The 13897-nt window shown below is 41.0% G+C and carries 17 protein-coding genes; 8 read left to right on the top strand and 9 right to left on the bottom strand.

Features of this window, described 5'->3' with window-relative positions:
* Positions 1-45: 45 nt before the first annotated feature.
* Both ACK4HU_RS13870 and prfA read right to left on the bottom strand, forming a co-directional pair.
* The gene (locus tag ACK4HU_RS13870) at positions 46-570 is read right to left on the bottom strand and encodes a GNAT family N-acetyltransferase (RefSeq protein WP_409807700.1); all 525 of its coding nucleotides are present in this window, start codon (positions 568-570) and stop codon (positions 46-48) included.
* A gap of 82 nt (positions 571-652) precedes the next feature.
* Positions 653-1726: a peptide chain release factor 1 gene (gene prfA / locus ACK4HU_RS13865; protein WP_409807698.1), complete on the bottom strand. Its 1074-nt coding sequence runs from the start codon at positions 1724-1726 to the stop codon at positions 653-655.
* A 214-nt stretch (positions 1727-1940) separates the two neighbouring features.
* Here prfA and ACK4HU_RS13860 point away from each other — a divergent pair, with 214 nt between their 5' ends.
* Positions 1941-2150 carry a hypothetical protein gene (locus ACK4HU_RS13860; protein WP_409807696.1) on the top strand — a complete coding sequence of 70 codons (210 nt, stop codon included), beginning with the start codon at positions 1941-1943 and terminating at the stop codon, positions 2148-2150.
* Positions 2140-2475, top strand: coding sequence for a hypothetical protein (locus ACK4HU_RS13855; RefSeq protein WP_409807695.1), 336 nt, complete (start codon positions 2140-2142; stop codon positions 2473-2475). The genes ACK4HU_RS13860 and ACK4HU_RS13855 overlap by 11 nt, the downstream gene beginning before the upstream one ends.
* 201 nt (positions 2476-2676) lie before the next feature.
* On the opposite strand, the gene glmS is transcribed toward ACK4HU_RS13855, so the two are convergent.
* The 3 genes from glmS to ACK4HU_RS13840 form a co-directional block, all read right to left on the bottom strand.
* Positions 2677-4518, bottom strand: a complete 1842-nt coding sequence (gene glmS / locus ACK4HU_RS13850; RefSeq protein WP_409807693.1) for a glutamine--fructose-6-phosphate transaminase (isomerizing) — start codon at positions 4516-4518, stop codon at positions 2677-2679.
* Positions 4519-4641: 123 nt separating this feature from the next.
* Complete coding sequence (locus ACK4HU_RS13845; protein WP_409807691.1) at positions 4642-6015, bottom strand: DUF4270 family protein; 1374 nt, start codon at positions 6013-6015, stop codon at positions 4642-4644.
* Complete coding sequence (locus tag ACK4HU_RS13840) at positions 5975-6787, bottom strand: glycogen/starch synthase (protein ID WP_409807690.1); 813 nt, start codon at positions 6785-6787, stop codon at positions 5975-5977. Before ACK4HU_RS13840 ends, ACK4HU_RS13845 begins: the two co-directional genes overlap by 41 nt.
* A 122-nt stretch (positions 6788-6909) precedes the next feature.
* On the opposite strand from ACK4HU_RS13840, the gene panC reads away from it, so the two are divergent.
* From panC to ACK4HU_RS13810, 6 genes are all read left to right on the top strand, one after another.
* Positions 6910-7758, top strand: coding sequence for a pantoate--beta-alanine ligase (panC, locus tag ACK4HU_RS13835; RefSeq protein ID WP_409807688.1), 849 nt, complete (start codon positions 6910-6912; stop codon positions 7756-7758).
* A 24-nt stretch (positions 7759-7782) separates the two neighbouring features.
* On the top strand, positions 7783-8130 hold the full coding sequence (gene panD / locus ACK4HU_RS13830; protein ID WP_409807686.1) for an aspartate 1-decarboxylase: 348 nt from the start codon (positions 7783-7785) through the stop codon (positions 8128-8130).
* Entirely contained in the window at positions 8130-9134 is a 1005-nt protein-coding gene (locus ACK4HU_RS13825; RefSeq protein WP_409807685.1) for a lysylphosphatidylglycerol synthase transmembrane domain-containing protein, read from the top strand. The genes panD and ACK4HU_RS13825 overlap by 1 nt, the downstream gene beginning before the upstream one ends.
* A 33-nt stretch (positions 9135-9167) precedes the next feature.
* The gene (locus tag ACK4HU_RS13820; protein ID WP_409807683.1) at positions 9168-9860 is read left to right on the top strand and encodes a zinc metallopeptidase; all 693 of its coding nucleotides are present in this window, start codon (positions 9168-9170) and stop codon (positions 9858-9860) included.
* A 102-nt stretch (positions 9861-9962) separates the two neighbouring features.
* Positions 9963-11102 carry an acyl-CoA dehydrogenase gene (locus tag ACK4HU_RS13815; protein WP_409807682.1) on the top strand — a complete coding sequence of 380 codons (1140 nt, stop codon included), beginning with the start codon at positions 9963-9965 and terminating at the stop codon, positions 11100-11102.
* A gap of 139 nt (positions 11103-11241) precedes the next feature.
* Complete coding sequence (locus ACK4HU_RS13810) at positions 11242-12171, top strand: helix-turn-helix domain-containing protein (protein ID WP_409807680.1); 930 nt, start codon at positions 11242-11244, stop codon at positions 12169-12171.
* Here ACK4HU_RS13810 and ACK4HU_RS13805 read toward each other — a convergent pair.
* Genes ACK4HU_RS13805 through ACK4HU_RS13790 form a run of 4 tightly spaced genes read right to left on the bottom strand, consistent with a single transcriptional unit; the run spans position 12154 to position 13839 of the window.
* The gene (locus ACK4HU_RS13805; protein ID WP_409807679.1) at positions 12154-12918 is read right to left on the bottom strand and encodes a geranylgeranylglyceryl/heptaprenylglyceryl phosphate synthase; all 765 of its coding nucleotides are present in this window, start codon (positions 12916-12918) and stop codon (positions 12154-12156) included. The two genes, ACK4HU_RS13810 and ACK4HU_RS13805, sit on opposite strands and share 18 nt — an antisense overlap.
* Positions 12893-13276 (bottom strand): hypothetical protein, encoded by a 384-nt coding sequence (locus tag ACK4HU_RS13800; protein ID WP_409807677.1) that lies wholly within the window; start codon positions 13274-13276, stop codon positions 12893-12895. The genes ACK4HU_RS13805 and ACK4HU_RS13800 overlap by 26 nt, the downstream gene beginning before the upstream one ends.
* Positions 13269-13634 carry a phage holin family protein gene (locus ACK4HU_RS13795; protein WP_409807675.1) on the bottom strand — a complete coding sequence of 122 codons (366 nt, stop codon included), beginning with the start codon at positions 13632-13634 and terminating at the stop codon, positions 13269-13271. The genes ACK4HU_RS13800 and ACK4HU_RS13795 overlap by 8 nt, the downstream gene beginning before the upstream one ends.
* Positions 13627-13839 carry a hypothetical protein gene (locus tag ACK4HU_RS13790; RefSeq protein ID WP_409807674.1) on the bottom strand — a complete coding sequence of 71 codons (213 nt, stop codon included), beginning with the start codon at positions 13837-13839 and terminating at the stop codon, positions 13627-13629. Before ACK4HU_RS13790 ends, ACK4HU_RS13795 begins: the two co-directional genes overlap by 8 nt.
* Positions 13840-13897: the final 58 nt, after the last annotated feature.

The raw sequence follows: 13897 nt of genomic DNA, 5'->3' as shown, positions 1-13897 counted from the left end.
TGACAGTATTGAGGATTAAAATATAGATCAAAAAAAAGACGAAGATTATTCTTCGTCTTTGATCATGACATATTGGAAAATATCCCCAACTCTGCCTCTTTTTATAAATGATTTTTTCAGGATTGCTTCCGGGATGAATCCGGCTTTTTCCAATACATTCATCGACTCGCCATTGAAGTCATAGACTTGAGCGTAAATCCGTTGAATGTCGAATTTTTCAAAAATGTATTTCGTGTAAAGCTTAACAGCCTCTGAAGCAATTCCTTTACCCCAAAAAGGCTCTCCAACCCAGAAACCTAACTCCATGTTAGTTCTAAGCTCATCTTTCCCTCGTTCTGAACCGATTGAGCCAGCCAACTTCCCCTCAAATTCAATGGCGAAATTTTGTGGGGGATTGAATTTCTGATTGTGCTCTATCCAATGTCTTGCATCATGAATGGTATAAGGCTGAGGATAGCTATCTCTCAGATTCATGGCGATTTTAGGATTATTGGCAAGCGGATAAAGCTGATGAAAGTGGGAGTCATTCCAAGTGACTAGGTTTACTTCTTTTTCTCCAGTTATAATCATAAAAGTACTTGGGTTATTCTTCCGCTGGTTATTTGTTTGTTCAATATAACTTCTTAATTCAATCCTTCAAAGTCTATTCCACTTACTCAATTCCTCCAGCTTTCATTTTTTCCAGATTTTCGGCCAAGCGGAGTGCAGATATGAATTCTTCAATGTTTCCATCCATTACATCAGGGAGATTGTAGACTGTTTTGTTGATTCTATGGTCTGTGACGCGGGATTGAGAGTAGTTGTAGGTCCTGATCTTGTCTGATCGATCCCCACTTCCCACCATGGATTTTCGTTGAGCTCCGACTGCATCATTATGCTTGGTCAGCTCAATTTCATAAAGTCTAGACCTCAAGACCTTGAGTGCTTTCTCAAAGTTTTTAATCTGGGATTTTTCGTCTTGACAAGTCACCACCAAGCCGGAAGGGGCGTGAGTTAATCGTACTGCAGAATACGTCGTATTTACTGATTGCCCTCCAGGTCCAGAGGAACAATAGGTGTCTTTTCGAATATCGTTCATGTCCAGTTGCACCTCAACCTCATCCATTTCGGGTAAAACTGCCACAGATGCGGCAGAAGTATGCACCCTTCCTTGGGATTCAGTAGCAGGCACGCGCTGCACTCGATGTACACCTGATTCATATTTCAGCATTCCATACACATCCGCTCCGGAGACGGTAGCGATGATTTCTTTATATCCACCTGCCGAACCGAAAGTCAAATCGAGAACTGTCAATTTCCATCCCTGCATTTCGCAAAACCGCTCATACATCCGAAACAAGTCTCCTGCAAATATTGACGCTTCATCACCACCTGCACCTCCACGAATTTCAAGAATGCAGTCTTTCGAGTCGTTTGGATCTTTGGGAATCAACATCTGCTTCACTTCCTCTTCAAGCACATCTTTTCGCTCTCTGAGGTAGTCCAGTTCAGCTTTAGCCATTTCCCGAAACTCTGGGTCTTTTTCTTTATCCAAGATTTCTTTGGAGCTATCGATATTTTGTAGGACTAGCTTATACTCATCGTAGGCCACGACGATTTTTTCAAGGTCTTTGTATTCTTTGGAGAGCTTAGTGTATTTGCTCATATCGGACATGGAGTCCGGCATGATGATCAGTTGACCTACTTCTTCGAAACGGTCTTTGAGGGCTTGTAATTTGTCCAGCATGGGTTTTATTCGCTGCGCAAAAGTAAGGAATTTATCGGGCTTGATTCAGATTGAATCTAAGTGGTTGATCCAAAATAGCAGAAGCCTTCAATTGTTTGGAGACAAATGGGCAAAATGCTAAGTTTGATTAAAAGTAGTAGCAGCTTCCAAGTAATTTAAAGAGTCCGGAAAGGTGTTATACAACGTATGGAATCCAATCATTAACTCAATTAAAATGAAAGTAATAGTTGAAATATCAGACAATGAGGCGACTTTCGGAATGAAAGTTCTAAAAAGCTTGGCCTTTATAAAAAAAGCAAAACCTATGTCGGTTTCTGCCGCTAAACTTTGGGATGAACTCAAAGAATCTGCTGAAGAAGTGCGCCTACATAAGCAAGGAAAGCTTAAGTTAAAATCAGCCAAAGACCTTTTGGATGAATTATAGGATCATTGCTACCCACCGTTTTGAAAAAGAAATCAAACGACTGGCAAAAAAATTCCCTTCACTTAAAAGTGAGTTTTCCCTGCTATTAACCGAAATTGAGGAAAACCCAAAAACAGGAATTTTTATCGGGAACAGTTGTTATAAATTTCGTTTGGCAATTGGATCAAAAGGTAAGGGAAAAAGAAATGGAGCAAGGGTAGTCACACACCTGTACTTGACAACTGAAACAGTCTATTTGTTAACCATCTACGATAAAGGAGAAAAATCAGATATAAAACCCAAGGAACTGAAAGAGATGATTGAAAACTTGGAACTAGATGATTGAAAACTTGGAACTAGATGATTAGAAGCTTCATCTTTTATCTTTAACCATTTTTTTATCTCCCAAAATGAGTTTTCTTTTTTCTTATACGCTTCATAACCTAAAGGTTATTCCAAATCCTCCAGGACAGAACTGGTAATTCGGGCCAAAAAAACCAAAAGCCCGAAGTGATTTTCGGGCTTTTGAATATAAGATAAAACTAAGTTATTCGACAGTTACAGATTTGGCCAAGTTTCTCGGCTGATCCACGTTGCATCCTCTCAGCACAGCGATATGATAGGATAGCAATTGCAACGGAACTACCGCAACCAAAGGAACAAATGCTTCTTCTACCGCAGGAATCTCGATTACGTGATCCGCCATGGCCTTCACTTGTGTATCACCTTCGGTAACCACTGCAATAACTTTGCCTTTTCGGGCTTTCACTTCCTGGATATTGCTCACTACTTTTTCATAGGAGCTATCTTGAGTAGCAATGAATATAACAGGCATCGCTTCGTCAATCAATGCAATAGGACCGTGCTTCATCTCTGCAGCAGGATAACCCTCCGCATGGATGTAGGAAATTTCTTTCAACTTCAAGGCTCCTTCCAATGCCACCGGAAAATTATAACCTCTACCCAAATAAAGGGCATTGGTTACATCTTTGTATTCCGCAGCAATTCGCTTAATCTGCTCATTTGTAAGAAGTGCCTTTTCAACTTTAGCTGGAATCGCTTCCAGTTCATTCAAAAGCTGGACGTATCGACTTTCAGGCAATGTCCCGCGCTGATAGCCCAACTTCATGGCCATCATGGCTAATACTGAAATCTGAGCAGTAAATGCTTTTGTGGAGGCTACACCAATCTCCGGTCCGGCGTGGGTATAAGAACCTGCATGGGTGGCACGAGGAATAGACGAACCTACTACATTACACACCCCAAAGATTGTTGCTCCCTTGGATTTCGCCAGTTCGATGGCTGCCAGCGTATCTGCTGTTTCACCGGATTGAGAAATAGCGATCACAAAATCTTTTTCGCTAATGACTGGATTTCTATATCTGAATTCCGAAGCATATTCTACTTCTACTGGGACTCTGGCAAATTCTTCAAAAAGATATTCTGCTACCAAGCCAGCATGCCAAGAGGTTCCGCAGGCAGTAATGATAATTCGCTCGGCATTCTGAAATTTATTCATATAATCCCGAAGACCACCAAGTACCAAACGGCCGGATTTGGCATCCAGTCGCCCTCTGAGGCAATCCGCAATAGACTTAGGTTGCTCGTAGATCTCCTTAAGCATGAAGTGCTCATATCCACCCTTTTCGATCGCTTCCAGCTCCATTTCGAGCTGATTGATGTATGGGTTGGTTTCTACATTTTCGATTGTCTTGATTTGCAGCTTTCCATCTCTAATTACCGCTATCTCAAAGTCGTCTAAGTAAATCACTTTATTGGTATACTCAATTATCGGAGTAGCATCTGATGCCAGAAAATACTCATCTTCACCAACTCCGATTACCAATGGTGATCCCTTCCTCGCTGCTATCAGTGTATCAGGTTCTTCCTTGTTGATCAAAACAATGGCATAAGCCCCGACTACCTTATGAAGTGCAAGGCGGAGAGCTTCCTCCAGTGTGCAATGATTGTTGATATAGATGTCTTCAATGAATTTTACAAAGACCTCTGTATCAGTATCACTGTCAAAAGTGTATCCTTTTTGAAGCAGGTCTTGTTTTAATACTTCATAGTTTTCAATAATCCCATTATGGATCATTGCAAACTTCTCCGAAGCAGAGTAATGTGGGTGAGCATTGACATCGTTAGGTTCGCCATGAGTGGCCCAACGGGTGTGACCGATCCCAATTTTGGATTTTACCTCACCGTTGGATTCCAGATATTTCTCCAACTCGGACACTTTCCCTTTCTTCTTATAAATACTGAGGCCTTGCTGATCCAAAAGAGCTACTCCTGCTGAATCATAACCTCTGTACTCTAATCTTTTGAGGCCTTTAATGATGATAGGCAAAGCTTGCTGATGCCCAACGTACGCGACAATTCCACACATATTTAAAAATTCTTGAAAGGTTGAATAAACTTCCGCAAAGAAACACCTTTCATGCCAAAAAAAATAATCCACTTCCTTAAAAACGGGAAGTGGATTATCTGTACTTATTCGAAATCGATATCGCTACCTGGATTTGGAGTAAATCACCTGTACATTGATTTTATTTTGATTCACCTTAAATTGGCGAAGTGACCGCTTGAAATCATCCCTTTCTGTCTGAGGCGTGTTGCCGTAAAGCAACCAGTCTTGCCGCTGCAATTGTCCTCTGAAAATTGCATTGACATGGGAAGTAATTCGGGTTTGAAATTTCTTTGTTGCAGGATCATAACTTAAGATAGCAGCAGAAAGAAAAATATTGTTTGGAACCTTGTTTCCATTCTGATCAAAAATAACCTGAGGCTGCCCATCTGTCTGAACATACAGCGGCGCCCCATTTATTGAACTGGTCAAGGGCTTATTTTCCCTATTTACATAGACCATCACCATTCCTGTGATGGGATTATTGTTTACATCTTGTGATTCGATTTCTCCAATCGAAAGCACAACCTGATTGAAAATTACACCAGATAAAGTGTCAAGAAATGCATCAATCGGACTGGTATCAACCCTTATGGCCATAGCCAATGTGGACTTCATTCCTACAATTGAACCAACATCATAAGACTTTCCACTTTCGGTAACAACTCCGGTAGGAGTTCCTGTCCTGTTGGATTTTATTCCGTTGAAGCTTCTAGAAGAAAAGGTATTGACATTAAATCGCTTTGAAACAGTATCACCTTCATAATGATAAAACACTGCAATCCCTGTATTTCCACCCAAATCTACACCTATGGTAGTATTGTCACCTGTTCTTGATTTAATTGCGAAACCCGGAAAATATTGCCTGAACGTAAATAGGTTTTCAAATTCACTCGCGCGACCTACTTTTAGCTTACCAAAAAACTCTTCTTGAAATTCTTTTATGATAGGAAGCCGCAAAATCGTATCCTTTTCCTCATTAAATGTGAAATTAATGGAAGCAAAGGGATTTTCTTCAAATGAAAGCGCATCAAAGTTGTAGTACAATGTGTCTAATAGTGGTTCGGTAAGCCGATGAACAGTGTACCGTTTAGGTCGATCCAAATTAGATCCATTAACACTGACCACTTCCATATTAAAAAACATGGAGTCCAAAATAGCTGAGGCTAAAGGTTTTTCGGCTGCGCCATCAAAAAACATCCTAGAATATCCGATGCTTTCAGTCTTTCCGAAAAATTCATCTTCCTCATTCCCAACAATCAGAAGTCCAGAATTTACAGTATTAAAGGAATCCAACAACACCACTTGGGCATTGAGATTGAAATCCTTGTAAAACACCCCAATTTGGTTGTTTCCAGGCGCAAGCTCTAGCCCGACTGTTGCCGGATCGCTGCAAGAACTGATAAGAAGAATGGAAAGGAATGCGGAAATCGCCAGTTTACCCGGCAAGGCTATTATAGATGCCGAAAAGCTCATCATGAGCTTGCTGCTCTTCTTCGATACTAATTTCAAACTGTTTGTCTTTTGAGAAATCCTCGATGAGTTGGTTTAATTCTGCTGACATTCCGCTGCCTTTTACCACGAGATCGGCGTATTCCATTCCGATCTTGATGAAGCCTGCGAAGTCTTTGCTTTTCAAAGATGCCAAAATAGTGTCATCGATATCCACCATCTTAACCTTGTTTAACAAATCATCGCCAAAGGTATGGGAAAATCCATTGTTATAGATCGCAAAGACAGTTTTCGTGTCTTTAAAAAGTGGCTCATTTTTGTAAGTAGTTTTCAAATACATCGGAATCAATGAAGTCATCCAATCATTGCAATGCACGATATCAGGTGCCCATCCGAGTTTTTTGACCGTCTCAATCACTCCCTTGCAGAAGAAAATTGCGCGCTCGTCATTGTCTTCGTAAAACTTCAACTGCTTATCATGAAACACATGCTTTCGCTGAAAGTAGTCCTCATTGTCAATGAAATAAACCTGAAGCTTGGCATTGGGAATAGACGCTACTTTGATGATCAAAGGCTTCTCTTCTTCACCTACTGCAATATTGATTCCTGACAATCTTACGACCTCGTGGAGTCTGTTTTTGCGTTCGTTGATCAACCCAAATTTTGGTACTAAAATACGGATTTCCATACCACGCTCTTGCATCGCTTGAGGAAGAGATCGGAGGAAATTTGCTACTTCAGAAGTTTGTAAGAATGGGTTGATTTCACTTGCAACGTAGAGGATACGTAGTTTGGACATGCTAAAGGGATTTAATGAACGTGATAAACAACGGCACAAAGATAAATAAAAAAAGACTAAAAGCATTGTAATTCTGGATATTAATATAGTTTTGCCCCAATTAGCCGAAATCATACCCCAGCGTGAAGCTAATCCGCCAATCAGCCGAATGGAACCCCTTCTGGCTCAATCACCTTCGAAATAATCAGCAAATCGGACTCGTCCCCACAATGGGTGCACTCCATGATGGGCACCTGGATTTGGTCTCCAAATCCCGCTCAAGCTGCGGTGTGACCATCGTTTCGATTTTTGTCAATCCTACTCAATTCAATAACCTTGAGGATTTTCAGAAATATCCCAACACCTTGGACCAAGATCTGAAAAGATTGGAGCAAGCTGGGGTGGAATATGTTTTTTTGCCTTCTGTTGAAGAGATCTATCCTACTCCTACTCAATTGAAATTTGACTTTGGGGAACTCGAGCATGTATTGGAAGGCAAATTCCGTCCCGGTCACTTTAATGGAGTAGGCGTAGTCGTATCCAAGCTTTTTCACCTTATCCGTCCGCATATTGCTTTTTTTGGCCAAAAGGACCTTCAGCAAGTCGCAATCATCAAGCGATTGGTCAATGATCTTTCCTTCGATCTCAAACTGGAGGTAGTTCCCACTCGTCGGGAATCCGATGGATTGGCTATGTCATCCAGAAATCTTCGTCTTAATAAAGAAGATAGGGAAAAGGCCCTGATCTTATTCAATTGCTTAACTACCGCCAAAGCCGAACTTTTTGCAGGTAAAAATTGGTTGGAAACCCAGCGAAAGATTGAATTGGAATTTCAAAGTGATCCTACTGCAAAACTGGAGTATTTTGATCTGATACATCCCGACACCTTTGAGACCTACACTACATTTGATCCCTCACAAAAATCGTCAATATGTGTGGCAGCCTTTATAGGCGACATCCGTTTGATAGACAACATGCCGATTATTTCTTAATCTTGCGGCCGAAAAACTAAACCAATGATTATCCAAGTCTTAAAATCCAAAATACACCGGGTGAAAATCACCCAGGCTGAACTACACTACGTAGGTTCCATCACTATCGATGAGGATCTACTCGATGCAGCCAATCTGATCGAGAATGAAAAGGTCCAAGTCGTGAATGTAAACAACGGCGAGCGATTGGAAACCTATGTAATTAAAGGAGAAAGAGGCAGCGGGCAAGTTTGCCTCAACGGTCCAGCTGCAAGAAAAGCTGCTGTGGGCGATATCGTCATTATCATTTCCTATGCAGGAATGGAACATGAAGAAGCCAAAAGTTACAAGCCTGTGCTTATATTTCCTGATGAGAGAAACAAGCTAATCTAATGATCCATGCAAAGGTCAAACAAGGAATCCAGGTTACAATTTCGCTAGCAGTTGCCGTCTGGATTTTTTGGTTTTTATATAAGGATATTGAATTGGCCAACTTGCTTGAGCAAGTGAGATCCTCCAATTGGCTTTGGATATTTTCTTCTCTTGCTATTTCGCTATTAGGCTTCTGGATCAGAGGCTGGCGATGGGCCCTTTTGATCCAAGGCGATGAAGGAAAGCCGGTGACTGCTAATCGGGCTTATCATGCCGTCATGGTTGGCTATCTAGCCAATTTATTGGTACCCAGGGCCGGAGAAGTGGCGCGCTGCGGAGTATTATCCAGAACGAATGGCATATCGGTTGGCCAACTTATAGGTACCGTAATTTTGGAGCGAAGCATCGATTTGCTATTCCTGATCAGCACGATCCTTTTGGCATTTAGTCTGGAGAATAAGCTCTTTTTGGCCTTAGCAGGGGATTTGATTGACATCAGAAGTCTCAGCGCATCGCTGCTAAACAACCTTCCCATCTTTCTGGGAGGGCTAGTGATCTTTATAATTTTCCTATACCTCGTATTCAAGAGATTTAGGAATCATGGCATTATCAACAAGCTCCAAAATTTTGGACGTCAACTCCTAACCGGGGTTAAAAGTATTTCCACATTGAAGAACCCACTCGGGTTTTGGGCCAGCTCAGTTGTAATCTGGATAATATATTTCTTGACCATGTATCTGGTATCCTTAGGAATCCAAAGTACTGCCAACTTGACACCCGGGGAGGTGCTGTTGGTGATGGTAATGGGAAGTATTGGCATGATAGCCCCTGTTCAAGGGGGAATCGGTACCTTCCATGCACTCGTGGCCTATATTTTGATTCAATTTGGCGTGTCGGAAGGCGATGGGAAAATCTTTGCAGCGATCATCCACGGAACCCAGGTTATTATGATTATGATCGTCGGACTGATTAGTTGGATTGTAATGATGAGAATCCCTGCTTGGAATAAACCCGACACACAGTAACTTCGTATCCACACCCAGTTAAACCCTAAAACAATGATTATTCTAATCGTTATCGTAGTTGTCTTTGCAGGACTTGGATTCTTTGTCAGCAGCAAGCTGAAAAGTAAATTCAAAAAATATTCACAAACTCCACTTCAGGCCAACCTTTCAGGAGCTGAAATCGCCAAGCTTATGCTGGCCGACAGTAATATTCATGATGTACAGGTGGTCTGTGTAGAAGGTCAACTCACCGATCACTACAATCCGATGAACAAGACGGTGAACTTATCCCCTGATGTATTCTATGGTCGAAATGCCGCAGCAACAGCTGTATCCGCTCACGAATGCGGTCACGCAGTGCAGCATGCCACTTCCTATGCATGGTTGAAGATGAGATCAGCACTAGTTCCAATTCAAAACATTTCCGGCAAGCTTCTGAATATTGTACTGATTGCTTCCCTATTTGGTGGATTTGCCCTAGGTCTTCCGTATGAATTCGTTGGGTATATCGTAGTCGGTGCATATTCAATCATGACTATGTTCACATTGGTGACTTTGCCAGTAGAATTTGACGCTTCTAACCGAGCATTAGCTTGGGTGCAAACTCGAAACATTGTCAACAAATCAGAATACGCGATGTCAAAAGACGCCTTGCATTGGGCTGCAATGACTTATGTAGTGGCGGCCTTAGCCTCATTGGCAACATTGGCTTACTACATCTTTGTATTCTTTGGCAATCGGGATTGATCCAGATCAAAATAAAATTCTGAAAGGGGCAAGTTTTTGCCCCTTTTCTTTTTTAGGGCTATATTTTCGGTTTGAAATACAACCCGAAATTATTCTAACCTTATGAATTTTCAATTGACTGAAGAGCATCTGGCAGTACAGGAAGCGGCACGAGAATTTGCTCAATCAGAACTACTTCCTGAAGTCATCGAGCGCGATACTGAAGCAAGATTTCCCCATGAACAAATCGAAAAAATGGGCGAATTGGGCTTTATGGGAATGATGGTAGACCCAAAATACAATGGCGGCGGAATGGATACCATTTCTTATTGTATCGCTATGGAAGAGATATCCAAAATTGATGCATCAGCTTCAGTGTCTATGTCAGTTAACAATTCCTTAGTATGCTGGGGATTGGAAAAGTACGGCTCTGAAGCTCAAAAGCAAAAGTATCTGACACGCTTGGCAAGCGGTGAAATATTGGGTGCATTTTGCCTTTCTGAACCAGAAGCTGGTTCCGATGCAACATCACAGAAAACCAGTGCTGAACTCAAAGGAGACCATTATATCCTGAATGGTACCAAAAATTGGATAACCAATGGTTCAACTGCCAGTGTCTATTTGGTAATCGCCCAAACAGATGCTTCAAAGGCACACAAAGGTATTTCTGTTTTTATTGTAGAGAAAGATTGGGAAGGGTTTGTCGTTGGAAAAAAGGAGGATAAACTCGGAATTCGGGGATCCGACACGCACTCCTTGATGTTTACGGATGTCATAGTACCCGTAGAAAACAGAATCGGTGAAGAGGGATTTGGATTCACTTTTGCAATGGAAACACTAAACGGCGGAAGAATTGGAATCGCTGCTCAGGCACTTGGAATTGCATCAGGAGCTTATGAAATGTCACTTGCTTACTCCAAAGAGCGAAAAACCTTTGGCAAACCAATCAGCGAGCATCAAGCAATTCAATTTAAGCTTGCAGACATGGCCACTCAAATCGAAACCGCAAGACTATTAGTCCATAAGGCAGCTTGGCTAAAGGATCAGGGAGAAGACTACACCTTGGCTTCAGCTATGGCCAAAGTCTATGCATCCGAGGTGGCTATGAATGTATCAGTGGAAGCTGTCCAAGTCCATGGAGGATATGGATATGTCAAAGAATATCATGTAGAAAGACTCATGCGAGACGCCAAAATCACTCAGATTTATGAAGGAACTTCTGAAATCCAAAGAATCGTCATTTCGAGAAAAATATTAAAATAAGAGGTTCAATCTTTTTTCAAGGGGGTATAATTACAATTAATTATGCCCTTTTTTTATTTTCCATCGGTCAATTACAAAATATTCCTGTTTTTAAGTTGGAAAAATTATATTTTTGTCGGGTATCTTTTATCTTTTTGCTATGGACTATTATAACAAAGTCATCGAATCCGTACACGTTAGATTTTTGAAAGGAAACAACTTCAAAATCGAAAAGCCAGTATCTGTATCCAACTACGTCGAAAACGAAAATAGCCTGATCCTACTTTATCATGGCTCTTTGAAATTTGGAGAGGATCAAGAACATGTCAATGAAGGTGAGGTTTTGTTTCTTCCAAAAGGACAAAAAACCCAAATCACATTTGGCGCAGGTACCAAGAAAAATGAGCTGAATATGGAGCAGTTTGTAGATTCCAAGCGAAAATATCTTCAAAGCCTCAGCTTCAGAGAAATCAAAACCACTGAAGAGGATTGTATTTCTTTGATTCAATTTGAATCCAAGGTATTTGACGTGGTGAATTTTTTCAACTCATTGGATATTCCTCCATTCATCATTCGATTCAATGATCGTGTAGCCTCTTTGGTGGAGGATCTGATCAAGGAACTTGAAGGCACTAACGTGGGAAAAGAACGCTCACTCAAAGCTCAGACCGAAGTCTTGGTGATTGAACTCTTGAGACACATATTGAAAAACAGACTTTTTACAGAAGAACTCTCTACCAATTCGACTTATTTCAAAGACCCAAGGTTGATTGATCTTTTTAACTTCATCAAAGCAAATATCGGTGGTGATCTATCAAACAAGGTATTGGCTCAAGTTGCAAATGTCTCCGAGGATTATGTTGGGCAATACTTCAAAATGCTCACAGGAATCAATCCTCAGGATTACATCGAATACCAGCGCATGGAGGCGGCGGTGGTTCTGCTACGTACTTCCAAGAAATCTATTCGAGACATTGGCAAAGATGTAGGCTACAAGGATACCGCCTATTTTTGCCGTCGATTTAAGATGATGTATGGTGTTCCTGCCGGAAAAATGCGAAGGAGAGATTCACTAATTAATGCTCAATGAGTGGTTGTAAACCTGCTTAATTTTCAAGACCTCGGACAAAAATCCGGGGTCTTTTTCTATGGTATTCCCGATCACCACCAAGTCCGCTCCAGCCTCAAAAGCTGACCTTACCTTTTCTGAATTTGTCAGTCCTCCACCCACAATTACCGGACATTTAGTTGCTTTTTTGACTGTGGAAATTACAGCTGGACTCACTGGATAAGTTGCGCCGCTACCAGCATCAAGGAAAAAGAAACGCATACCGAGAAATTTTCCTGCCAGAGCGGTAGCTTTTACCAATTCCGGATTATCATTGGAGAGGGGTAAAGTTTGGCTGGCAGCATGTACACTGAGAAGCTCTCCGTTATTGACCAGAATGTAGCCTGTTGGCAAAACTTCCAATCGAAATTTTTTAATTGAAGTTGCAGCTTGAACTTGATGAGAAATCAAATATTCCGGGTTTCTGCCCGATATCAGCGACATAAAAAATATAGCGTCTGCCTTATTGGATAACTGAAGATAGGATCCTGGAAAAATACAAACGGGTATTGACCCGGCTATTTTTTTTAAAGATTGAATCGTCTTTTCAAAGGTCTCAAAAGAAAAACCACTTCCACCTACCAGAATAAGATCCAAACCCGAATCTTTAACCCAGCCAAATTGATTGAAGTCGTTTTCCTTTTCGGGATCTACAAGCCATGCAATTCCTTTATGGCGAGTTTTTGAAAGATTTTTAATGATTTTACTGACCTCTTTCACCTTCTTCATTTTCTTCTGCTGCAGGAGAAAATAGTGAGTCATATATTCTGTCTTTTGCCAATGCGAGTCCCAATATTATAAGCCTTTGTGTGAATCCGGGCCAGAAAGTTGACTTGTTGGATTTCGTCAATCGGTCTTTAATATCGTCACTGAGAAGACCTTCTCTTTCTAAGAGATCCAATGCCTTATCGGTGGATTTAGCCTTTTTCTTACTTGCCACTTTCACTATCCCGTAGGTCAATAATGCACCTACTGCTACGACTGCACCCAATTTCAACCACTCTTCAGAGTCTTTTTTAAACAATTCCAATTGCTTAGCCAAAGTCTGCTGCAATTCTTCTGATTTCCTTTCAAGTTCGTTATTCATTGTCTTCTTCTATTCGTTTCTTTTTAAAATTTAATATAAAATTCTTCAGCGCTAACTCTATTCTTCCATGAAAATTAAGTGGCTCCTTCGTGAGATACATCACCAAGACTGCCAAAAAATAAATCAATGCTACAATCAAAAAACCCAAATAGGGTGTTTTGGTTAATTGACTCAAATAGAAGGCCAAGGATATAGACAGGAACAAGAATACTAATAACAACAAGATGACCATGACCATCATCAGTACAACACGTGACAGTATCCTTACAAATTCATCTTGTAAATCTTGCTTGAGAAGCCCAACTCGGGTTTCTATAATTCCTTTTACGGTATGAATGATTTCGGTTATTTTAAACATAATGTAAGGGGTTTTTAGCCCAATTTTTCCATTTTTCTTGATCGAATATACTTGAAAACTCCCCCGCAAAAAAATCAAACAGCATCGCCCGATTCTGCACTTTAATATGATTACAATTTTTTTTCAATAGCCATACCTGCCTGCCGGCAGGCAGGTGGAATCTCGCTAGGTCGATAATCATCTCAGCCTGTGACTTTTTAGTCATGCTCGATTTCATGTGTTTATAATTTTTTCTTTATGGCCACATGGAATCTTGCATGGTT

This window comes from Algoriphagus sp., assembly GCF_046296635.1.
Classification (GTDB): domain Bacteria; phylum Bacteroidota; class Bacteroidia; order Cytophagales; family Cyclobacteriaceae; genus Algoriphagus.
Note: the sequence above shows the minus strand (reverse complement) of the source record. Positions and strands in the feature narration are given on the sequence as shown.

Excerpts from the sequence above, each read along its gene's own strand:
- ACK4HU_RS13870 (WP_409807700.1), bottom strand. The coding sequence starts at position 570 with ATGATTATAACTGGAGAAAAAGAAGTAAACCTAGTCACTTGGAATGAC.
- prfA (WP_409807698.1), bottom strand. The coding sequence starts at position 1,726 with ATGCTGGACAAATTACAAGCCCTCAAAGACCGTTTCGAAGAAGTAGGT.
- ACK4HU_RS13860 (WP_409807696.1), top strand. The coding sequence starts at position 1,941 with ATGAAAGTAATAGTTGAAATATCAGACAATGAGGCGACTTTCGGAATG.
- ACK4HU_RS13855 (WP_409807695.1), top strand. The coding sequence starts at position 2,140 with ATGAATTATAGGATCATTGCTACCCACCGTTTTGAAAAAGAAATCAAA.
- glmS (WP_409807693.1), bottom strand. The coding sequence starts at position 4,518 with ATGTGTGGAATTGTCGCGTACGTTGGGCATCAGCAAGCTTTGCCTATC.
- ACK4HU_RS13845 (WP_409807691.1), bottom strand. The coding sequence starts at position 6,015 with ATGATGAGCTTTTCGGCATCTATAATAGCCTTGCCGGGTAAACTGGCG.
- ACK4HU_RS13840 (WP_409807690.1), bottom strand. The coding sequence starts at position 6,787 with ATGTCCAAACTACGTATCCTCTACGTTGCAAGTGAAATCAACCCATTC.
- panD (WP_409807686.1), top strand. The coding sequence starts at position 7,783 with ATGATTATCCAAGTCTTAAAATCCAAAATACACCGGGTGAAAATCACC.
- ACK4HU_RS13825 (WP_409807685.1), top strand. The coding sequence starts at position 8,130 with ATGATCCATGCAAAGGTCAAACAAGGAATCCAGGTTACAATTTCGCTA.
- ACK4HU_RS13820 (WP_409807683.1), top strand. The coding sequence starts at position 9,168 with ATGATTATTCTAATCGTTATCGTAGTTGTCTTTGCAGGACTTGGATTC.
- ACK4HU_RS13815 (WP_409807682.1), top strand. The coding sequence starts at position 9,963 with ATGAATTTTCAATTGACTGAAGAGCATCTGGCAGTACAGGAAGCGGCA.
- ACK4HU_RS13810 (WP_409807680.1), top strand. The coding sequence starts at position 11,242 with ATGGACTATTATAACAAAGTCATCGAATCCGTACACGTTAGATTTTTG.
- ACK4HU_RS13805 (WP_409807679.1), bottom strand. The coding sequence starts at position 12,918 with ATGAAGAAGGTGAAAGAGGTCAGTAAAATCATTAAAAATCTTTCAAAA.
- ACK4HU_RS13800 (WP_409807677.1), bottom strand. The coding sequence starts at position 13,276 with ATGAATAACGAACTTGAAAGGAAATCAGAAGAATTGCAGCAGACTTTG.
- ACK4HU_RS13795 (WP_409807675.1), bottom strand. The coding sequence starts at position 13,634 with ATGTTTAAAATAACCGAAATCATTCATACCGTAAAAGGAATTATAGAA.
- ACK4HU_RS13790 (WP_409807674.1), bottom strand. The coding sequence starts at position 13,839 with ATGACTAAAAAGTCACAGGCTGAGATGATTATCGACCTAGCGAGATTC.